Annotated in this window: 20 protein-coding genes and 1 other annotated feature; of the genes, 18 read left to right on the top strand and 2 right to left on the bottom strand. The window is 39.3% G+C overall.

Features of this window, described 5'->3' with window-relative positions:
• The first annotated feature begins 61 nt into the window (after positions 1 to 61).
• Both HU823_RS15915 and HU823_RS15910 read left to right on the top strand, forming a co-directional pair.
• Positions 62 to 664, top strand: a complete 603-nt coding sequence (locus tag HU823_RS15915) for a TVP38/TMEM64 family protein (protein ID WP_197222674.1) — start codon at positions 62 to 64, stop codon at positions 662 to 664.
• 342 nt (positions 665 to 1006) lie between these two features.
• Positions 1007 to 1507 carry a dUTP diphosphatase gene (locus HU823_RS15910; RefSeq protein WP_197222673.1) on the top strand — a complete coding sequence of 167 codons (501 nt, stop codon included), beginning with the start codon at positions 1007 to 1009 and terminating at the stop codon, positions 1505 to 1507.
• A gap of 48 nt (positions 1508 to 1555) precedes the next feature.
• Here HU823_RS15910 and sspI read toward each other — a convergent pair whose 3' ends face one another.
• Positions 1556 to 1762, bottom strand: a complete 207-nt coding sequence (gene sspI / locus HU823_RS15905) for a small acid-soluble spore protein SspI (RefSeq protein WP_066396708.1) — start codon at positions 1760 to 1762, stop codon at positions 1556 to 1558.
• Positions 1763 to 1867: 105 nt separating this feature from the next.
• Between sspI and HU823_RS15900 the strand changes: the two genes are divergently transcribed.
• From HU823_RS15900 to pheT, 3 genes are all read left to right on the top strand, one after another.
• Positions 1868 to 2635, top strand: coding sequence for a TrmH family RNA methyltransferase (locus HU823_RS15900; protein WP_197222672.1), 768 nt, complete (start codon positions 1868 to 1870; stop codon positions 2633 to 2635).
• Positions 2636 to 2701: 66 nt separating this feature from the next.
• Positions 2702 to 2923, top strand: a binding site (T-box leader).
• 42 nt (positions 2924 to 2965) lie between these two features.
• Positions 2966 to 4000 (top strand): phenylalanine--tRNA ligase subunit alpha, encoded by a 1035-nt coding sequence (gene pheS / locus HU823_RS15895; RefSeq protein ID WP_197222671.1) that lies wholly within the window; start codon positions 2966 to 2968, stop codon positions 3998 to 4000.
• Between the two features lie 18 nt (positions 4001 to 4018).
• On the top strand, positions 4019 to 6442 hold the full coding sequence (gene pheT, locus HU823_RS15890; protein WP_197222670.1) for a phenylalanine--tRNA ligase subunit beta: 2424 nt from the start codon (positions 4019 to 4021) through the stop codon (positions 6440 to 6442).
• Between the two features lie 266 nt (positions 6443 to 6708).
• Here pheT and rnhC read toward each other — a convergent pair whose 3' ends face one another.
• Positions 6709 to 7653 carry a ribonuclease HIII gene (rnhC, locus tag HU823_RS15885; RefSeq protein ID WP_197222669.1) on the bottom strand — a complete coding sequence of 315 codons (945 nt, stop codon included), beginning with the start codon at positions 7651 to 7653 and terminating at the stop codon, positions 6709 to 6711.
• A gap of 156 nt (positions 7654 to 7809) precedes the next feature.
• Here rnhC and zapA point away from each other — a divergent pair, with 156 nt between their 5' ends.
• The 13 genes from zapA to uvrC all read left to right on the top strand — a co-directional run bounded on the left by zapA (position 7810) and on the right by uvrC (position 21958).
• On the top strand, positions 7810 to 8073 hold the full coding sequence (gene zapA / locus HU823_RS15880; protein WP_144698705.1) for a cell division protein ZapA: 264 nt from the start codon (positions 7810 to 7812) through the stop codon (positions 8071 to 8073).
• Between the two features lies 1 nt (position 8074).
• Positions 8075 to 8611: a CvpA family protein gene (locus tag HU823_RS15875; RefSeq protein ID WP_197189551.1), complete on the top strand. Its 537-nt coding sequence runs from the start codon at positions 8075 to 8077 to the stop codon at positions 8609 to 8611.
• Positions 8612 to 8772: 161 nt separating this feature from the next.
• Positions 8773 to 10488, top strand: a complete 1716-nt coding sequence (gene polX, locus HU823_RS15870; RefSeq protein WP_231607506.1) for a DNA polymerase/3'-5' exonuclease PolX — start codon at positions 8773 to 8775, stop codon at positions 10486 to 10488.
• 32 nt (positions 10489 to 10520) lie between these two features.
• Entirely contained in the window at positions 10521 to 12878 is a 2358-nt protein-coding gene (locus HU823_RS15865) for an endonuclease MutS2 (protein WP_197222668.1), read from the top strand.
• A gap of 43 nt (positions 12879 to 12921) precedes the next feature.
• Entirely contained in the window at positions 12922 to 13326 is a 405-nt protein-coding gene (locus HU823_RS15860) for a DUF350 domain-containing protein (RefSeq protein WP_144698713.1), read from the top strand.
• Between the two features lie 506 nt (positions 13327 to 13832).
• The gene (locus HU823_RS15855) at positions 13833 to 15524 is read left to right on the top strand and encodes an AMP-binding protein (RefSeq protein WP_197222667.1); all 1692 of its coding nucleotides are present in this window, start codon (positions 13833 to 13835) and stop codon (positions 15522 to 15524) included.
• Between the two features lie 205 nt (positions 15525 to 15729).
• Positions 15730 to 16332 (top strand): TetR/AcrR family transcriptional regulator, encoded by a 603-nt coding sequence (locus tag HU823_RS15850; protein WP_144698717.1) that lies wholly within the window; start codon positions 15730 to 15732, stop codon positions 16330 to 16332.
• Positions 16333 to 16358: 26 nt separating this feature from the next.
• Positions 16359 to 17132: an enoyl-CoA hydratase gene (locus tag HU823_RS15845; protein ID WP_197222666.1), complete on the top strand. Its 774-nt coding sequence runs from the start codon at positions 16359 to 16361 to the stop codon at positions 17130 to 17132.
• A 14-nt stretch (positions 17133 to 17146) separates the two neighbouring features.
• Positions 17147 to 17917 carry an electron transfer flavoprotein subunit beta/FixA family protein gene (locus HU823_RS15840; RefSeq protein ID WP_144698721.1) on the top strand — a complete coding sequence of 257 codons (771 nt, stop codon included), beginning with the start codon at positions 17147 to 17149 and terminating at the stop codon, positions 17915 to 17917.
• Positions 17918 to 17929: 12 nt separating this feature from the next.
• A complete protein-coding gene (locus HU823_RS15835; RefSeq protein WP_144698723.1) occupies positions 17930 to 18901 on the top strand; it encodes an electron transfer flavoprotein subunit alpha/FixB family protein in 972 nt (323 codons plus the stop codon).
• Between the two features lie 68 nt (positions 18902 to 18969).
• Positions 18970 to 19566: a histidine phosphatase family protein gene (locus tag HU823_RS15830; protein WP_231607505.1), complete on the top strand. Its 597-nt coding sequence runs from the start codon at positions 18970 to 18972 to the stop codon at positions 19564 to 19566.
• 114 nt (positions 19567 to 19680) lie between these two features.
• Complete coding sequence (trxA, locus tag HU823_RS15825) at positions 19681 to 19992, top strand: thioredoxin (protein ID WP_137788705.1); 312 nt, start codon at positions 19681 to 19683, stop codon at positions 19990 to 19992.
• A gap of 142 nt (positions 19993 to 20134) precedes the next feature.
• Positions 20135 to 21958, top strand: coding sequence for an excinuclease ABC subunit UvrC (gene uvrC / locus HU823_RS15820; protein WP_144698725.1), 1824 nt, complete (start codon positions 20135 to 20137; stop codon positions 21956 to 21958).
• Positions 21959 to 21997 lie beyond the last annotated feature (39 nt).

Here is a 21997-nt window from a genome sequence, read left to right as displayed (position 1 = left end):
AACATTCTGTCATACAGAGCTCGTCTTCTGTCATATGCTGACTTAAAGGGGGGATGAGTGCGTGTTAGACAATAGTAGTGTGTTCATCGAGGTGCTCAAGTTCAGTGGAATCTTTGCCCCTTTATTGTTCATTCTTCTCCAAGCGTTTCGACAGTTCTTTTTTCTTCCGGTTGGCTTGATCTGTCTTACAGGCGGTATCTTGTTTGGAGCAGTTGCAGGCGCGTTCTATTCAGTCATCGGAATTACGCTTTCGAGTGTTCTTTTCTACTGGGGAATGAAAAGTATGCCGAAACTGATGAAAAAAGTAAAAAAGCTGCAAAAAAAATGGATTGGAAAACGTATGCCGTTTTCGGTAGGTCAGATTGCAATTTTAAAAATGATTCCCTTTATGCATTTTCATCTTTTGAGTCTTTGCTTGATCGAGATTTCATCAAATTTTAAAGAGTATACAAAGGCTAGTATCATATCGAACGTTCCGATCGCTATTCTTTATTCTTCATTCGGTTCGGTGTTGCTTTCTCTATCGCTCGTTACTTCTGCAGCTATTATTATCATCTTGTCTGTATTGTTTTACTTATTGAGAAGAAAAGAATGGGTGATCAAATGGAGTGAGTTCTTTGAGGAAAAGAAAGAAGAACAGCAAAAACAACGCATGCCTGCATAGTGGAAACTGAAGTAAAATAAAAAAAGTAAGGTAAAAAACATGGGTTTCGTATGTAATTTCATGCGAAGCGCATGTTTTTTGTTAAAAAAGAAAATCTGTGAAATTCAACCGGTTTGCATATCGCCTTCATAAGTTAAGTAGAAGATGTTAATTCTTTAAATTTGATAGATAATCCGGCGAGATTTCAAAATAATCCAGCGAGTTTATGCGATAATCCGGCGAGTTTTTGCAATATAGCGGCGAGTTTACAATTATCGACATGAATTTTACTTTTGCATTAGAAATTCATCCTCGAATGTAGGACTAGTTAACGTTATAATAGCTTAGGAATGAAAGGCAGGGATGAACGTGAAAATTGAAGAACTCTTTTCCATGCAGAACGAATTAAATATGCGCATAGTAAAAGAACATAATCTTGATAACTCATCATTATTTGAACAGAGAAGATTAGCATTTCTTGTTGAGCTTGGTGAACTAGCGAATGAAACAAGATGCTTTAAATATTGGAGTAAACGTCCTGCTTCTGAAAAAGAAGTAATTTTAGAAGAATATGTAGACGGACTACATTTTGTCTTATCGATAGGATTAGATTTGGGCTTTAAAGAGGTTGAAATAACCAATGAGGTTGATCTTGGCGAGAAGATGGACAAGATAGATATCAATACTTTATTTTTAACTCTATATCAATCGGGGTCTAAATCTTTATTAATCGAAGAATTCCAATCGTTTTTTGACACATTTTTAGGGCTCGGTGTGAAACTCGGCTTTTCTTTTGAAGAGATCGAAGAAGCTTACCTTTCAAAAAATAGAGTAAATCATGAACGTCAAGATACGGGCTATTAATAAAACAATTAACTTTAAACAAAAATAAAAAACCCGGGGAACCGGGTTTTACTTCAAGCCGTCTGAAAGTGTGTTTAAAATTTCTTCTTTCTTTTGCTGATCAGAGTTTTTCCAGATCACTTCAAAAAGAACACCAAGACCAGGAAGCATTTTTTCTTCTCCACTCTCGATGGCATCTACGATCGTATCTTGTAACTGCTCTTTATTGTTGCCAGTAACGTTATGCAATACAGCTTTTCTTAAGTCTAGATTCATGGATATGCACCTCTATTAATTTTTTCTTTTTTTATTGTGTACGTTCTGAGCATGTTTTATGAGAAAAAAGTAAAATATTTATGATTTAAAGGAGAACAATTGAATATGAAGCACATTGAATCAGAGTCCAATGCTTCCTTGAAGCAATGGAAAAAACTTCATACAAAAAAAGAACGTGAAAAATCAGGAACATTCTTACTTGAAGGTCCTCATCTTATAGAAGAAGCAATCACGTCTGGAGCAAAACTTCAACATGTGATCGTGGAAGAAAATTTTGAGATCAATGAAGTGTGGTTAAAGGAAAAATTCACGCTTTGGTCTGTTCCGGCTATATTGATGAAACAGCTATCTGAAACCGAGAAACCACAAGGTATCATCGCCGTTTGTGAGATGTTGGAGCGATCTGAAGAACTTATCAAAAAAGGTGGACGATATCTCTTAATCGATGGCGTTCAAGACCCAGGAAATCTTGGAACGATCATTCGAACAGCTGATAGTGCTGGCCTTGATGGTGTATTTTTAGGTGAGGGTACAGCGGATCTTTATAATGGTAAAACCGTTCGATCAACGCAAGGATCTTTATTTCATCTGCCAATCGTTAAAGCGAACTTGTTAGAGATTATTGAGCGCTGTAAGGAGCATGATCTGCCGGTATTATCGACTTCACTTCAAAATTCTGTGGATATGCGAGAAACGCCTGAAGTAGATGGATTTGCTTTGATCATGGGCAATGAAGGCGCAGGTGTGCAGGAGATCCTTCAACAACAATCAACATTGAATGTGAAAATTCCGATCTTCGGCAGTGCGGAGTCCCTGAACGTTTCAGTAGCAACAGGTATCCTTTTGTATGAATTACAGCGAAATAGAACGTAATTTGTGACATAGCGTTGCAATTATAGAATTTTTTCATATATAATGAAAAAGATGAATGGAATAGTATTAAAAACGAAGATGGAGAAAAGTAGGTAATGATTCCGCCAAAAAGGGAGGAAATGTCTTAGACTGTGAGCATTTCTTTGGTAGGTATTATTGAATTCACTCCTGAGTTGTCACCTGAACTGTTAAGTAGGGCTGACCGGTGAAGAGCCGTTATTAAAATGAAGTGAACAGTGTATTTTTCATTGTTAAATTGGGTGGTACCGCGAACTCCTCGTCCCTTATTGGATGAGGAGTTTTTTATATTTTTTTAGGAGGGGTTGCACGGTGAAAGACCGTTTAGAAGCTCTAAAAGTTGAAGCGATCGGCCAGATTAAAGAAGCCCAAGATCTAAAAGATCTGCAAGCTGTTAAGGTAGCTTATTTAGGTAAGAAAGGACCCATTACGGAAGTATTAAAAGGAATGGGGAAATTGTCTGCTGAAGAAAGACCTGTAATTGGCGCTTATGCCAACGAAGTTCGTGACAGCATCCAACAAGAACTAGATAAAAAACAAAGCGAACTGGAGAATAGAGCGATCGCAGAAAAACTTTCAAAAGAAACGATCGATGTGTCATTACCAGGAAGACCTGTAAAGAAAGGAAATCCTCATCCGTTAACAGCTGTTGTTACTGAGATTGAAGATCTTTTCTTGAGCATGGGCTTCACGATCGCTGAAGGACCAGAAGTAGAAACGGACTATTATAATTTTGAAGCGTTAAACTTGCCAAAGGGACACCCTGCTCGAGATATGCAGGACTCATTCTTCATTACAGAAGATATCCTTCTTCGTACACAAACATCACCTGTTCAAGCGCGTACGATGGAAAAGCATGAAGGAGAAGGACCTGTGAAGATCATTTCTCCTGGTAAGGTTTACCGAAGAGATAACGATGATGCTACACATTCACATCAGTTCATGCAGATCGAAGGACTCGTTGTCGACCAAAACGTTCGTTTAAGTGACTTAAAAGGTGTGCTTGAAACGTTCGCCAAAAAAATGTTCGGTGAAGATCGTAAAATTCGTCTTCGTCCAAGTTTCTTCCCTTTTACAGAGCCATCTGTCGAAATGGATATCTCTTGCTTTAAATGTAGCGGAAAAGGCTGTTCGATCTGTAAGCAAACAGGTTGGATTGAGATTTTAGGAGCAGGTATGGTTCATCCGAACGTGCTTGAGATGGCAGGGTTCGATTCAAAGAAATATACAGGTTTTGCATTTGGTATGGGACCTGAGCGTATCGCGATGCTCAAATATGGGATTGATGATATTCGTCATTTCTATGCGAACGATATCCGGTTTTTAAAACAATTCAAAAATGCATAACTTGAGGAGGGGAATTATATGCTAATCTCTTATAACTGGCTAAAAGAATATGTAAACGTAGAAATCTCACCGTCTGAACTCGCAGATAAAATTACAAAAAGCGGTATTGAAGTCGAGATGGTCGAGTCACTAAATAAAGGAATCAGTGGAGTAGTTGTTGGATATGTGGAAGAATGCATCCAGCATCCTAACGCTGACAAGCTTAGAGTTTGTAAAGTAGATGTAGGTCAAGGTGAAGTCTCACAGATCGTGTGCGGTGCACCAAACGTAGCTCAAGGCCAAAAAGTGGCTGTTGCTGTACCTGGAGCGGTTCTTCCAGGTAACTTTAAAATAAAAAAAGCAAAACTTCGCGGTGAAGAATCTCACGGAATGATTTGTTCACTTACAGAGTTAGGTGTAGATACTAAATTAGTACCAAAAGAATATGCAACAGGAATCTTTGTGATGCCAAGTGACGCAGAGCCTGGAAGTGATGCATTAGAATACTTAAATTTGAATGACCATGTATTAGAACTTGGACTTACACCAAACCGAGCTGATTGTCTGAACGTGATCGGTGTAGCGAATGAAGTAGCTGCGATCTTAGAACAAGAAGTGAAACTTCCAAACACATCGATCAAAACGTTTGAAGAGAAAGCAGGAGAATTTATCTCTGTTCAGATCGAATCACTTGAAGATAACCCATATTACGGAGCGATGATCATCCGTGATGTTAAAATTGGTCCTTCTCCGCTTTGGATGCAGAATCGCCTTATGGCATCGGGCATCCGTCCGATCAATAACATCGTTGATATCACAAACTATGTACTTCTTGAGTATGGTCAGCCTTTACATGCCTTTGACTATAACCGATTAGGCTCAAAAGAGATCGTAATCCGCCGTGCAACAGAAGGTGAACACATTCAAACGCTTGACGATCAAGATCGTAAACTTAAAGAAACTCACTTAGTGATCACAAATGGAAAAGATCCGATTGCAGTAGCTGGTGTTATGGGCGGGGCTACAAGTGAAGTCCAATCTGACACAACAAACGTATTATTAGAGGCAGCATATTTTGCTTCAGGTCGTGTAAGAGCAGCTTCTAAAGACCTTGGTTTACGAAGTGAAGCGAGTTCGAGATACGAAAAAGGCATCGATCGTAACCGAGTATATGCTGCAGCAATGAGAGCTGCTAGCCTTATGGCGGAACTTGCTGGAGGCAAAGTTGCTGAAGGAATCGTTGAGGCTGGTAAGCGAGAAGTTAACACTTACAGCGTCAAGATGGATGTATCTAGAATGAATAATCTTTTAGGAACAGAGATCACATCTGAACAGACTGGATCTATCTTTAAGCGTTTAGGTTTTAGTTATAAAGAATCTGACGGACAGTTCGAAGTAAACGTTCCTTCCCGCAGACCAGACATAACGATCGAAGCGGATTTGATTGAAGAAGTAGGACGTATCTATGGATATGACCGTATCCCAACTACGTACCTTTTATCTGAAGCGCGTCCTGGTGGCCTAACGAAGAATCAGGCACAACGCCGTAATATCAGAACGTATCTAGAAGGTGCTGGGCTATATCAAGCTGTTACTTACGCATTGACTACTCCTCTAAAGTCTACTCATTTTTCGTTCAGCAAAGAGAAGGTTTATCCGATCTCAGTTGCGCATCCGATGAGTGAAGAGCGCAGTACGTTAAGAATGAGTTTATTGCCGCAGCTTCTTGAAGTGCTTCAATACAACAGGAATCGCTCAATGGAAGACCTCGCTATCTATGAGATGGGATCTGTATTCATCAATCGCCAAGAAGTATTAACAGATCTTCCTGAAGAGTATGTGTTCGTCTCAGGCGCTGTTACAGGTGTGTTTAACGAGCATCTTTGGCAAGGAGAGAGAAAGACTGTTGATTTTTATGTGTTAAAAGGGATCTTAGAAGGTCTCATGGGTGAATTGAACCTTTCTGAGCGTATCACCTATGAAGCTGGAGAAATTGAGAACATGCATCCAGGAAGAACAGCGATCGTGAAACTTGATGGCATTTCTGTAGGATTTGTAGGTCAGCTTCACCCAGCTCTTCAAAAAGAGTTGGATGTAAAAGATACGTATGTGTTCGAGTTGAACGCAACTAGTCTTTTAGAGAAGGAAACAGATCAGATGGTCTATCAAACATTGCCGCGTTATCCTTCGATTACACGAGATATCGCTCTTGTTGTTGATCAAGAACTTCCAGCAGGAGACCTGACAACTGTAATTCAAGCTGCAGGTGGAGAGCTGTTAAAAGAAGTAAATCTTTTTGATCTGTATGAAGGAGAAAAGATGGAAGAAGGCAAGAAATCACTTGCATTCTCACTGAAATATTTTGATCCAGAACGAACGTTAACAGATGAGGAAGTTGTAACGGCGCATAACCGCGTATTAAAGAGCTTAGAAGAACGCTTTGGCGCTCAGCTAAGAAAATAATTGTTGAAGAAGCTGGTTCATCAAGAGATGGCCAGTTTTTTTGTCTTTATTATTAGGCTGTTTTTGCATATTTTGCAGTTCTTGAAAATGGTGTCAATGCGAACTGGACACTTTTATGTGAAAAGGGATCATTTTTATGTGATGGACTTCATTTTTTATGTGATGAACCGCATTTTTTATGTGATTATAACTTTTTAGTAACCAATGGCGGATGCTCGCTCTGCGAAAAAGAGGATGCTTCCTTATGGATTCATCCTCTCCGCCCCTTAAATCTTCTTTTTACGTAATAAATTTAGCGCTTTTTGAGTATTTGCAAAATGCTTTTTGGTTGCTGTGTCAAAAACAGACTGTCCGAACTTCTCAACAAGTTCTGCCGCTTTAACATCGACATGGGGGCCGGCACCTTTTGGTATAACGGTATTGAAACGCTGCCCGAGTTTATCCATTTCTTTTAAAAAGCTATATCTCGCCAAGATGGAAGCAGCAGCAACAGCTAGATGTATCGATTCACCTTTTGTAGCAAAATAAAGCCCTTCTTTTAAGAGGTTCTTCTCTCTTGTTAAATAGTTAAAGTACACACCAGGTTCACAGAACTGATCGACTAATATACCTTCGATCTCTTCACCTTCAATTTTAGCTTTTACATTTTGCAATGCACGGTTATGAAGGATAGCCTTAATCTTACCTTGCGTCATACCTTTTTGCTGAAGTTCGTTATACTTCTCATTATTCAGTACAAGGAGTGAGTATGGAACGGTATGAATAAGTTCTTTTGCAATTTGAATGATCTGTTTGTCATTTAAGTGCTTGGAGTCTTTCACACCTAGTTCTTTTACGAGTTCAAGCTTAGCTCTAGAAACGTATGCGGCAGCAACGGTCATCGGCCCAAAATAATCTCCTGTTCCAACTTCATCACTTCCGATCATTGATAATTCTGATGCGTTCTGTGGTGGGGCATATTGGTGAGGTGGTTTAACCGTCTTGCTTTTTGCTTTTGGAACGGAAACTTCACCTGAGTATTTTTGAGAAGCAGCTTCAGCTCCCTTTCCTTGAAACAAGACTTTGCCCGACTGATATGCTGTAACGGTGCAATCTGAGAGTTTTGCTGAAAAAACTGCGCCAGGTGGGGTTTTAGCTGATAGCACGGATGTGAGTTCCTTTTTCATCTCAAGTATTTCTGAACGGGTCATCTTTTTAACAACGTGAGACATGGTATTAATCCTCCTAATAATGAAGAGATTTCCAAATATATCAAAAAAACGCTACAATAGAACAGAAATATTTTCAACTGTGAACGATATTTGATAAGATAAAGATTAGAGTATTCATTAAATGAATGATCCTTTGTATGTTAAGGAGGTTATTTTGTGGCGGAAGAGAAAAAGAAAAACCGTACCACGGTCGAAATCTATGGACAACGATATGTAATTGCAGGGACCGAATCCTCCAGCCACATTCATTTAGTAGCTGATAAAGTAGACTTGAAAATGAGAGAGATTCAATCTCATAACCGGTTTCTCGACACGAAACAACTAGCTGTACTTACAGCAGTAAATACAATGAACGAATATTTAAAGATTAAAGAAGAGCTGAAAAAATTGCAACAGCGAATTGGAAAAGAGGAAAGTTAGTATGTTGGATTTAATTTTAATTATCGTATTAGCAGGTGGATTTTTAATCGGTTTAAAAAGAGGCTTCATCATGCAGCTTGTTCATTTGATCGGATTCATAGCAGCCTATATCGTTGCTTATCTGTATTATGATGAACTTGCGCCAAAGCTAGAGTTGTGGATTCCATACCCTTCTTCAAATGATAGTTCTGTTTCCTTTTTAATGAACAGCATATCACTTGAACAAGCTTATTATAATGCGATAGCCTTTGCGATTCTGTTCTTCGCAACCAAGATTATCCTACAGATCTTAGGGTCTATGCTCGATTTTCTTGCAAACTTACCGATTCTTCACACGTTCAACAGATGGCTCGGTGGTTTATTAGGTTTTGTAGAAGTCTATTTGATCGTGTTTATTTTATTGTATATCGCAACATTAGTTCCAATTGAGGCATTTCAAGCTCATTATGAAAATTCATGGATCGCACAGGGAATGGTCAAAAACACCCCCGTATTTTCTGAATCCGTAAAGGAAATGTGGATGAAACATATGGCATAACTTCTCCCAAAGCGGAGAAGTTTTTTTCTTTGCAGTTTATACTCAGTTGTTCTTGAAAGTGGTTGATGAAGCAAGAGTGTAAAGTGCTATAGGGATAATAACACAAATTATTAAAGCCATTATCATACTAGCATGACAATGAAAATAGAGGTGAGCTTATTATGGTAAATAAAAAAGAGGTAGTACGGGCACTGGAACAGATAGCTTTGTACCTTGAGATCTTAGGTGAGAATTCGTTTAAAGTTTCCGCTTATCGTAAAGCAGCGAACGCTCTTGAGAGTGATGAGCGAACGATGGATGAGATCGGGGATGTATCGAAACTAAAAGGAATAGGCAAAGGAACAGCTTCTGTAATAATTGAAATGATAGAAAAGGGCGAATCAGAACTTTTAGTTGAACTTCAGGAAAAAGTACCGTCTGAACTGATAACACTGCTGCAGGTACCTAATCTTGGAGGTAAAAAAATCGCTAAACTTTATTCTGAGTTAGGTGTAACGAATATTGAATCTCTAAAAGAAGCATGTGAAAATGGTAAAGTAAGAGAATTGGCAGGGTTTGGCGCTAAAACAGAAGAAAAGATTTTAGCATCGTTAAAAGATCTTGGGAAAAGACCAGAGAGGCTTCCTATAGCATACATGCTACCCATTGCAGAAAAAATAGAATCTCAGTTAAAAAGAATGAACAATATTGAGAGATACTCTAGAGCAGGAAGTTTAAGACGATACCGTGAAACGATCAAAGACTTAGATTTTATTATTTCAAGTGAACATCCGAGTGAAGTAAAAGAGCAACTCTTAAAACTGGATGGAGTTATCGACGTGATAGCAAGTGGAGATACGAAGGTTTCTGTCGTACTCGATGAGAAACTCTCTGTATCCGTTGATTTTCGTATCGTACAACCTCATCAGTTTGCTACTACACTGCATCATTTTACAGGCTCTATGGAACATAACGTTAAAATGCGTCAGCTTGCAAAGGCAAGAGGCGAAAAGATCAGTGAATATGGTGTAGAAAATATAGAAACTGGTGAAATTCTTACATTTGACACGGAAGAGGATTTCTATGCCCATTTCTCTTTAAGCTGGATTCCACCTGAAGCGAGAGAGTCTGGAGAAGAAATAGAGCTATTTAAAGATGGTCATGACCTTATTCAGTTATCCGATATAAAAGGAGATCTTCATCTGCATTCTACTTGGAGCGATGGGGCGTTCTCGATCGAGGAAATGGCTGAGGAAGCACGAAGCAAGGGATATGAATATATGGCGATTACAGATCACTCTCAATATTTACGAGTAGCAAATGGTCTAACACCTGAGAGAGTGCGTATGCAGCGACAAGAGATCAATAAGTTAAATAAGCGGTATACCGATTTTAAGATACTAGCTGGAATCGAGATGGATATTCTACCAGATGGTACACTTGATTATGATGATGAATTGTTAGATGAGATGGATTTTGTCATTGCGAGCATCCATTCTGCGTTCTCTCAAGATCAAAGCAAGATCATAAATCGTTTGAAGACGGCGTTAAAACACAAAAAAGTGAATCTGATCGCCCACCCAACAGGGCGCCTGATCGGACGTAGAGAAGGATATGACGTGGATGTTGAAACCCTGCTGCAGCTTGCTTATGAAACAGGTACTGCAGTTGAGTTGAATGCGAATCCGAATCGTCTAGATCTTGCTCCACACTGGTTAAGGAAAGCTCAGGAACTTGGGGTCAAGGTAGCGATTAATACAGATGCACATTATAAAGACACGATGAAACATATGGAGATTGGAGCAGCGGTTGCCCGAAAAGGTTTTGTTCGAAAAAGCAATGTGTTAAACACAATGACATTAAACGAACTTGAAACCTATTTAAACCGTGAAAAATAGCTCTAGGTCCTGGGAATCAGGAGGAAGAATATATGCAAGAAAAAATGCTGCGTGTTTTAGAACTAAGAAAAGTGATCGATCGTCTAAAAAAGCATGCGAGTTGCTCACTTGGACTAAATAAGATAAATTCCTTAATGCCGTTTACAGCACTCGAAGATGTAAATGAGGCTCAAGATGCTACAGATGAAGGTGTAAAAGTTCTCCGATTAAAAGGAGAAGTTCCATTTGGCGGGATCTTTGATGTTTCATCAAATGTTAAGCGATCAAAGATTGGCAGTCTGCTAAACGAAGAAGATTTGATGGATATCGCTTCGACTCTCTATGGTGGAAGACGCTTCAAGCGATTTATCGAGGGCTTAGTAGAGGATGGAATCGAACTGCGCATCCTTAAGAATGCAGCAGAAAACATCATTCCTCTTCATGAGCTAGAACAAGAGATTAAAAGCTGTATCGATGACAACGGACATATGATGGATAGCGCTAGTCCAGAACTTCGTGCGATTCGTCAGCAGCTGCGTACGTTTGAGGCACGCGTAAGAGAAAAGCTGGAATCAATCGTCAGATCATCGAGCTATCAAAAAATGTTGTCTGACTCGATCATTACGATTCGTAACGACCGATTCGTTATTCCAGTAAAACAAGAGTACAGAGGTAATTTTGGCGGAATGGTCCATGATCAATCAGCGAGTGGAGCGACTCTGTTTATTGAACCTCAATCTGTTATGACGGTTAACAATCAAGTGAAAGAAGCAAAAGCGAAAGAAGCGCGCGAAGTAGAAAAGATTTTAAGAGAACTAACTGCTGAAGTTGCTGAACATGCTGATGATATTCTGTTGAACGTAGATGTTTTAGCAGAGATGGATTTTATTCTAGCAAAAGCTAGATTCGCCAATGAGCTAAAATGTACGCGTCCGATTATGAATGACAAAGGTTTTATTTCACTGAATAGCGGCAGACATCCTCTGCTCGATCAAGAAACAGTTGTTCCAACGAGTGTGATGTTAGGTGGCGAGTATCAATCACTCGTCATAACAGGTCCAAATACAGGTGGTAAAACGGTTACCTTAAAAACGATCGGGCTGCTTACACTTATGGCGCAATGTGGCCTTCAGATTCCGGCTGGAGAAGAATCAGAAATGGCAGTCTTTAAGACTATCTATGCTGACATTGGCGATGAGCAGTCAATTGAACAATCATTGAGTACATTCTCTTCACATATGGTTAACATCGTAGACATCTTAAACAAGATTGACTTTGAATCACTCGTTCTCTTTGATGAACTTGGAGCAGGGACAGATCCTCAAGAAGGTGCAGCCCTCGCTATTTCAATTCTAGACTTCGTTTTTGCGCGGGGAGCACGTGTCGTAGCGACAACCCATTATAGTGAGTTAAAAGCATATGCATACAACCGACCTGGTGTTATGAACGCTTCTGTAGAATTTGATGTGCAGACGTTAAGACCTACATATCGTTTATTAGTGGGAGTGCCAGGCCGAAGTAACGCGTTTGAGATCTCTAAAAGACTCGGGCTCCGCCAAGATATCATTGATTCAGCTCGTTCTCAGATCAGTGAAGATGAGAACAAGATTGATAATATGATAAAGTCTTTAGAAGATAATCGTAAAAAAGCAGAAAAAGAGATGGAAGAAGCAGAGAACAGACGAAAAGAAGCAGAGTCTATTAAGGGTGATCTAGAAAGAGAACTCGAACTGTTTCAAAATGAAAAAGATCGATTGTATGAAAAAGCAAAGCAGGAAGCAGAAAAGGCAATTGAAAAAGCACGTGAAACAGCAGAAGAGATTATTCATGAGATTCGTGAACTTCAAAAATCTGGCGGACAGATCAAAGAACATAAACTGATTGAAGCGAAAAAAAGATTAGAAGAAGCTGTTCCAAAATCAAAAGCCAAAAACAAGAAGGTAAAAGCGGTATCAACAAAACAAGAATATGTTCCAGGTGACGAGGTAAGAGTACTTACTGTCGGTCAAAAAGGACATATCGTTGAAAAAGTAAGCAACAACGAATACCAAGTTCAGATTGGAATCTTAAAGATGAATGTATCTGAAAAAGATTTAGAATGGGTGAAACAAAGTAAACCGAAACCTGAACCGCGTTCATTCGTAAAAGTATCAGGAAACTCTGATTCTTCTCGTCCTGAACTTGACCTAAGAGGGAAAAGGTATGAAGATGCGATGCTAGAGGTGGATCGATATCTGGATGAAGCACTCCTAGCAGGTTTTAACCAAGTGTATATCATCCATGGTAAAGGGACAGGTGCACTTAGAAAAGGTGTTCAAGAGCTGTTGAAAACGCATCGAAACGTTAAGTCCACTCGTATGGGTGCAGCTGGTGAAGGCGGAGGCGGAGTAACAGTCGCTGTATTGAAATAGTATAGTGAATTAAACCAAGCCGTTTACAAAGGGGTATTGTTGAATGGATTTTATGAGTAACGCTTTTATTAAAACAGCAGCTAACTATAGCGTTGTCGTGCTATGTCTAGTCGTTTTTTTGGCTGTGTTTGAACTGGTTACGCGTTATAAAAACTGGGTCGAGATCAAGAAAGGGAACTTTTCAGTTGCTATGGCTACTGGCGGGAAAATTTTTGGTATCGCGAACATCTTTCGTTACTCGATCGCTCAAAATGATTCCATACTAATGATGATAACGTGGAGTGCCTATGGATTCATCCTACTCTTGATCGGTTATTTTATCTTCGAATTCTTAACCCCAAAGTTTCAGATCGATAAAGAGATCGAGAACGATAACCGAGCAGTTGGTTTCATATCGATGATCATCTCAATTGGTTTATCATTTGTAATCGGTGAAGGAATCGAATAGCTGAAGGGAAAAGATATGGAAACGTTATTTAAAGTGTTGTTTGTATTAAGCGGAGTATTCATTGCGGCAGGACTTATCTACTTATTTTTCTTTGCTTAAATCTCAAAACCAGTTCTCAAATGGAGAGCTGGTTTTTTAATTACTCATTAATTTTTTATGTTACTGTTTGTCTGCCTTTCACTTAATGTTTTCCATTTTTCTTCTTTTGCAAGTTGATTGAAGCGTAAGGTTGCCGACTCCTACGGGACGAGCGGTCAGGTGGAGACTCCAAATGGCGCAACGCGGCAGGAGGCTCACCGTTCGCCCCGTGGAAAGCGTGCAACCTGAAGCGGAAATCAACTACTTTCAAAGATTTGTTAATTTGCCTATGCTTAAATACAGTTTTTAGAACCGTATTATTGAATTATTTATAATTTTTAAAAAAGTATATAAAATTGTATACGTTTTCAATATAATAGGAATAAAGATATAGAAATTTTGAAGGAAGGCGTGAATTAAAGGAGGAGATGCAAGTGGAAAGACGGTGGCTCAACAGTTACCCTAGTGAGATTCCGGGACATCTTGATTACGACAGCAAACCTTTATTCGCGTATTTAGAATCAGCAGCAGAAGAAAAAACAGATAAAACTGCTGTGCACTTTTTAGGAAAGACTTTAACATTCGGTGAGCTTCATGAATGCAGTTTACGCTTCGCACATGCTTTAACAACACTTGGTGTAAAAAAAGGTGATCGTGTTGCCATCATGCTGCCTAACTGCCCGCAAGCAGTCATCGCCTATTACGGCACGCTCTTTATAGGTGGGATTGTTGTGCAGACGAATCCTCTTTACACGGAGAGAGAATTACGACATCAGTTATCAGACAGCGGGGCAAAAGTCATTGTAGGATTAGATCTTTTGTTTGGAAGAATCTCAGCCGTTCGTGGAGATACGAACATTGAACACATCATCATGACCTTTGTGAAGGATTATCTGCCGTTTCCTAAGAATTTAATCTATCCTTTTATTCAAAAAAGGCAGAATCCAACAGTCGTCGTTGATATTACGTACAATCATGAAGTTCATTCGTTTCGAGATCTGCAGAAACGCTCTCAACCAGTAAAGCCACAAGTAGAGGTGAACCCCGATGAGGATCTTGCCCTGCTGCAGTATACTGGGGGTACAACTGGACCAGCAAAAGGTGTGATGCTGACACACAAAAATCTAGTCACGAATGCGTTACAGTGCAATACATGGATGTATAAAAACAGAGAAGGAAAAGAAAAAATTCTCGGTGCTCTACCTTTCTTCCATGTATACGGGATGACGTGTGTAATGAATCTTGGCATCATAACGAGAGCAGAGATGATTATTCTCCCAAGGTTTGATCCAGCGCAAGTTTTGAAGACGATTCATAAGGAACGACCAACGCTATTTCCAGGCGCTCCGACAATGTATATCGCACTTCTGAATCATCCAGATCTAAAGAAATACGATCTTTCATCCATTCAGGCATGTATAAGCGGTTCGGCTGCTTTGCCTCTTGAAGTGCAACAAAAATTTCAGGCAGTCATTTCAGGTTCGTTGGTAGAAGGGTATGGGCTTACAGAGGCTTCACCTGTTACTCATGCTAACCTCATTTATGGTGATCAGGTAAGAGGCAGTATAGGATTACCTTGGCCGAACACTGAAGCAGCAATCATCTCGGCTGAGACTGGCGAATGGGCAGAGCCGGGTGAGATCGGAGAATTAGCTGTAAGAGGACCTCAGGTTATGAAAGGGTATTGGAACCAACCCGAAGAGACCGCATCTGTATTTAGGGAAGATTGGTTGATTACGGGGGATATGGGTTATATGGATGAAAAAGGTTACTTTTATATCGTGGATCGCAAAAAAGACTTGATCATCGCAGGTGGATTTAATATTTACCCTCGTGAGGTAGAAGAAGTTTTGTATGAACACGAAAAAGTAAAAGAAGCTGTAGTAGTCGGTGTGCCTGATGCATACAGAGGAGAGACGGTCAAAGCTTTTGTTGTTTTAAAGGAAGGAGCAGAGTGTACGGAAGAAGAGTTAAATAAATTCTGCCGGGAACATCTTGCGTCCTTTAAAGTACCTAGGCTTTATGAATTCAGACAAGAGCTTCCTAAGACGATGGTAGGCAAGATCTTAAGAAGAGTTCTTTTGGAAGAAGAACGTGAGAAGGCAAAACAAAGCTCGTAAAAAGCTGCCACCTGGCGGCTTTTTCTATGTGAAAATATCACTTTCCAAAAATGAAAAAACGTTAACTTCAAGTTAAACTTGTAAAATGTATAGAAAAAATGACATAATGAAATTGACAGAAAAGAAAGATTTGTTTTACAATTATGAATGAACAATCATTCATTTTTGAAAAGATGATTGTGCTATACAAAAAGAGGCGATAGAAATGAAGCGTAAAGGTCCAAAATACGAAAAAATTATTGATGCAGCTGTAAATGTGATTGCAGAACATGGCTACCATCAATCCCAAGTTTCAAAGATAGCGAAAGAAGCAGGTGTCGCTGACGGCACCATCTATCTATATTTTAAAAATAAAGAAGATCTGCTTGTTTCTGTTTTTAATGAGAAGATGGGGACCTTTATCGAAAAAACAGAAAACGAGCTAAAAAGTAACGATTCAGCGATTGAGAAGCTTAGAATTCTTGTTGAGATGCACTTTAAGCAACTGACTGCTGATTTTGAACTATCAATCGTAACTCAGCTAGAACTTAGGCAGACAAACAGACAACTTCGTGCAAAAATCGGTGAAGTATTAAAGAGGTACTTAGATTTAATCGATTCTATATTGAAGGATGGAATGCATGAAGGGGTTTTTGTTAAGAACATGGATTACAGATTAGCTCGTCAGATGATCTTTGGAACAATTGACGAAACAGCAACAAACTGGGTGATGAACGATCATCGATATGATCTTCCTGCTCTTGCTGGTCCCGTACATCAGATGCTTGTAAACGGTCTGTCCGTTCGGTCTGTAAATCCGGATGATTGATTTTCAAAAAAGGAGGGAATGCGAAATTGGAATTCTTACAAATTGAAAAACAAAATAAAGTGGCTACGATCAAACTTAATCGTGCGCCAGCCAATGCATTATCAACGGGAGTTATCGCGGAAATCGACAAAGCACTTGATCAGATCGAAAATGATAACTCTGTTAAAGCAATTGTTGTTTTAGGAGAAGGACGTTTCTTTTCTGCAGGAGCTGATATCAAAGAGTTTACAGAAGTTACTGATGAAAAGGGTTTTGCAGAGCTTGGAAAAAAGGGACAAGATGTTTTTAACCGAATCGAACAGTTCTCAAAACCAGTGATTGCTGCGATTCATGGGGCAGCGCTTGGTGGCGGTCTTGAACTTGCGATGAGTTGCCACATAAGACTTGTGGCAGATGATGCAAAACTTGGTCTTCCCGAGCTCACACTAGGACTGGTTCCGGGATTTGCAGGAACGCAAAGACTGCCACAGCTTGTAGGTGTACCTAAAGCTTGCGAGATGCTCCTTTCAAGTAAGCCGATTTCAGGAAAAGATGCTGTCACATATGGTTTAGCAAACAGCTCTTATCCAACAGAAGAACTTTTTGAAAAGGCTTACAAAATGGCTGAAGAATTTTCTATGAAGAGTGCTGTTTCTATTAAGTACACATTAGAATTGTTGAATTATGCGAGACATGGACTCTATGAAAAAGGTGCAGAGAAAGAGCAAGAACTGTTTGGAAAAGCTTTTAAAAGTTTTGATGGACAAGAAGGAATCTCAGCATTTATTGAAAAAAGAAAGCCTGAATTTCAGGACCGATAACTAGGAGGGTAACGATGAACATTTTTGTTATTTTAAAACGTACTTTTGATACAGAGGAAAAAATTTCGGTTTCAAACAATAAGATCTCTGAAGATAGTGCAGAATTCATTATTAATCCATATGACGAATATGCGATTGAAGAAGCAATCACATTAAAAGATGCCCACGGTGGCACGGTTACGGTTGTCACGGTTGGAGACGAAGATTCTGAAAAAGAACTTCGCACAGCACTGGCTATGGGAGCAGATCAAGCGGTTCTTATCTCAAACGAAGATTTGGACAGCCAAGATCAATTTACGACTTCGTCAGTTTTGGCAGCTTACTTTAAAGATAAAGAATACGACATTATTCTAGGCGGGAACGTTGCGATTGATAACGGTACTGGTCAAGTTGGACCGCGTCTTGCAGAATTATTAGATATTCCACACGTAACAACGATCACAAAGATTGAAATAAACGGTACGACTGTAAACATCGAACGCGATGTTGAAGGAGACCTTGAGAAGATCGAAACATCTCTTCCATTATTGGTAACAGCACAACAAGGATTGAACGAGCCTCGTTACCCTTCTTTACCAGGTATCATGAAAGCTAAGAAAAAGCCTCTTGAAACGCTAGAGTTAGATGATCTTGATATTGATGAAGATGAAGTTGAAGCGAAAACAAAAACAGTAGAAGTGTATCTTCCACCTAAAAAGGAAGCTGGAAAAATCCTATCAGGTGAAACACCAGAGCAAGTAAAAGAACTTGTATCTCTGTTAAGAAACGAAGCGAAGGTAATATAAGGAGGAGTCATCATGGCAAAAAAAGTTTTAGTACTTGCAGAATCCCGTGACGGTGCATTACGTAATGTTTCATTCGAAGCAATTGCAGCAGCAAAAGAAATTTCTGGCGGTGGAGAAGTTTTCGCAGTATTATGCGGTGACTCTGTGCAGTCATTAGCAACTGAGTTAATTCACTATGGAGCTGATCGTGTAATTACAGCGGAAAATGAAAAACTAGCGAACTATACACCAGATGGTTATTTCCAAACATTAAAGCAGATCATCGATGATGAAAGCCCTGAAGCTATCGTGTTCGGACACACTTCTTTAGGTAAAGACCTTTCTCCAAGACTTGCAGCTCGATTAGAATCTGGACTGATTTCAGATGTTACTGGACTGGAACAAGCGGGTGAGAACACGGTATTTACTCGCCCTGTATATTCTGGAAAAGCCTTTGAAAAGAAATTAATCTCAGATGGTCTAGTATTCGTTACGATTCGTCCGAATAACATTGCACCATTAGAGAAGGATGAATCTCGCTCCGGTGATGTAACATCTGTTTCCGTTGATATAAAAGACTTAAGAACGATTGTTAAAGAAGTTGTCCGCAAAGCATCTACTGGCGTAGATCTAGCAGAAGCAAAGATCATCGTTGCTGGAGGTCGAGGCGTTAAATCTGAAGATGGTTTCAAACCTCTTCAAGAACTTGCAGATGTACTTGGTGCAGCTGTAGGAGCTTCACGTGGTGCTTGTGATGCGGATTATTGTGATTATTCATTACAGATCGGTCAAACAGGTAAAGTTGTAACCCCTGATCTATATATCGCTTGCGGGATCTCTGGAGCTATTCAGCATCTAGCTGGGATGTCCAACTCTAAAGTGATCGTTGCGATCAACAAAGATCCAGAAGCTAGCATCTTTTCAGTAGCAGATTACGGAATCGTTGGTGACCTTTTTGAAGTCGTTCCATTATTAACAGAAGAGTTTAAGAAAGTGTTAGTATAATAGAATGTAACGAATGAAAACGTCCGTTTTTCTGGACGTTTTTTTCAATTATGTAACGAGGAAGGTGTATGATGACAACAATTGCATTCATCCGTCACGGTGAAACCGATTGGAATACTGAAAAAAGAGCTCAAGGCTGCAAGGATATACCGCTTAATGACAACGGAAAGTATCAAGCAGAACGTTTAGCAAAAAGATTTGCAGATGAGAAATGGGATGCTATATATGCCAGTCCACTACTTAGAGCATTTCATACAGCTGAGGCTATCAGTGGTATAACAGGCTTAAACGTGATAGCCGATGAAAGGCTCCGTGAAATCTCATTTGGAGAAACAGAAGGTACCACTGAAATCGAACGAGTCGAACGCTGGGGAGAAAATTGGATGGATCTCGACTTAGGCAGAGAACCAAATGAAGATGCGGATCTTCGATGGAAAGCAGCTTTACAAGACATTATACAAAAGCATAAGGATGAAAAGGTTTTGATCATTACTCATGGTGCCTTGCTTGTAAGGATCTTTAAAGAGCTACTACAAGACGATACGGATCGCTGGTACGGTCTAAATAATACGTCCTTTTCGGTCTTTAATCTAAAAGCAGAAAACGATTGGACTTGTGAATTATTTAACTGTCAGAAACATCTTGAAACGAGTGCAACAATATAACGTTTGTCGAATTAAAAACTTGGGTACCATAAACGTGAGCAAACTATTAGCAACTGTAACATATGTGGGATATACTTTGTTTACACTTTGTTATTTAAAAGGAGGGCCAAATAAATGGCTATTGTTAATGCATCAGATCAAACATTTAATACAGAAACGAACGAAGGTTTAGTACTTGCTGACTTTTGGGCACCATGGTGCGGACCTTGTAAAATGATCGCTCCTGTTCTTGAAGAAGTAGATCAAGAAATGGAAGAAGTAAAAGTAGTTAAGCTTGATGTTGATGAAAACCAAGAAACAGCTGGTAAATTCGGAGTTATGAGTATTCCAACTCTACTTGTTTTCAAAGACGGTCAAGTGGTAGATCAAGTTGTCGGTTTCCAACCGAAAGAAGCTTTAGTTGAACTATTAAACAAACATAAATAAGGTTTATCCAAAAAAAGCCCGTTGCTCGGGCTTTTTTTTATGCATTTTATAACTGCTCAATATTTTCTAGGAAATATTGTCGATAAATGAAAATATGTGGTATTGAAATCATGATAGTATAATGATCAGGTTGATACATGATATGATAATAGAAAAGACTGCTGAGAGTGAAGGGGGGAAGAAATTGACCTCTATTTCTGTAAAACAAAAATTAATGTTGCTACCAGATCAACCGGGCTGCTATCTCATGAAGAATGAGTTCGGAAAAGTGATTTATGTTGGAAAAGCAAAAGTGTTAAAGAACCGTGTAAAGTCTTATTTTTCTGGAACACATGATGGCAAAACACAAAGACTTGTAAGTGAGATCAGAGATTTTGAATACATCGTAACTTCTACCGAGATGGAAGCACTGGTCCTAGAGATGAATTTAATAAAGAAGCACGACCCTCGTTATAACGTGATGCTAAAAGATGATAAGAGCTATCCATACTTAAAGATTACTGCTGAAAAACAGCCACGACTCCTATATATACGGAAGATAAAAAAAGACGGCGGAAAATATTTTGGTCCGTTCGTGAATGCTTATGCTGCCCAAGAAACGAAGAAACTTTTAGATCGTATATTTCCGCTACGAAAGTGTGACACGATGCCTAAGCGGGTGTGTTTGTATTATCATATCGGCCAATGTTTAGGTCCATGCGTATATGATGTAACCGAACAAGAAAACAAGCAGATGGTTGATGGCATTATAAAATTTCTTAATGGCGGTTACCAGGACGTTAAAAATGAGTTATCAGAAAAGATGCTAGAAGCCTCTGAAGCATTGAACTTTGAACGCGCTAAAGAGCTTCGAGATCAGATACAGCATATTGAAGCTGTTATGGAAAAGCAAAAGATGATGACGGCAGACTTGGTCGATCGAGACGTGTTTGGATACCATTTTGATAAAGGTTGGATGTGTGTACAAGTCTTCTTTATCAGACAAGGTAAAGTGATCGCCAGGGATATTTCTGTCTTTCCGTTTTATGGAGAGGCGAATGAAGATCTATTAACCTTTATTGGTCAGTTCTATCTGCAAAAGAATCATCTTCTGCCTAAAGAGATACTGCTTCCTCAAGAAGTTGATGCTAATCTTGTATCGGAACTTCTACAAGTAAAAGTTTTGCAACCAAAAAAAGGACAAAAGAAAGAGCTAGTAGAGTTAGCAACTAAAAACGCATCTTTAGCTCTTCACGAAAAATTTGCCCTGATTGAGCAAGATGAAGCGAGAACGATCAAAGCCGTTGAGAACCTTGGCGAAAGAATCGGAATTGCTGCTCCTTATCGTATCGAAGCGTTCGATAACTCAAATATACATGGAACAGATCCTGTTTCTGCGATGGTTGTTTTTGTTGATGGTAAACCTTATAAAAAGGATTATCGAAAATACAAGATCAAATCTGTAGAAGGACCAGATGATTATGCTTCCATGAAAGAAGTTGTTCGCCGCAGATATACAAGAGTGTTAAGAGAAGAAGGAGAGCTTCCTAATCTGATTCTGATCGATGGTGGAAAAGGTCAGATATCAGCGGCTCAAGATGTATTAGAAAACGAGCTTAACTTATTTATTCCTGTAGCAGGTCTATCGAAAGATGAAAAGCATAGAACCTCACAGCTATGGATCGGTGATCCTCCAGAGATGATACACCTGGCTCGAAACAGTCAGGAATTCTATCTGTTGCAACGAATTCAAGATGAAGTTCATAGGTTTGCGATCTCTTTCCACCGAAAAGTTCGCTCTAAAAGTATGTTTGAATCAACATTAGACAGCATTGCGGGTATTGGTGACAAACGGAAGAAGATGCTTCTTCGCCATTTTGGATCATTAAAGAAGTTAAAAGAAGCTTCTGTTGATGAGATTCAAGCAGCAGGTGTACCTAAACCAGTAGCCGAGCTGATAGAAAAAGCATTTTTATCAAATGAGTAGTTGCAGCCATTGAGTAACTTTGTTAAAATGAATCCAACT

Origin of the sequence: Fictibacillus sp. 18YEL24 (assembly GCF_015903855.1) — a bacterium.
Taxonomy (GTDB): Bacteria; Bacillota; Bacilli; order Bacillales; family Fictibacillaceae; genus Fictibacillus; species Fictibacillus phosphorivorans_C.
This window is presented reverse-complemented; position numbering and strand designations above follow the sequence as displayed.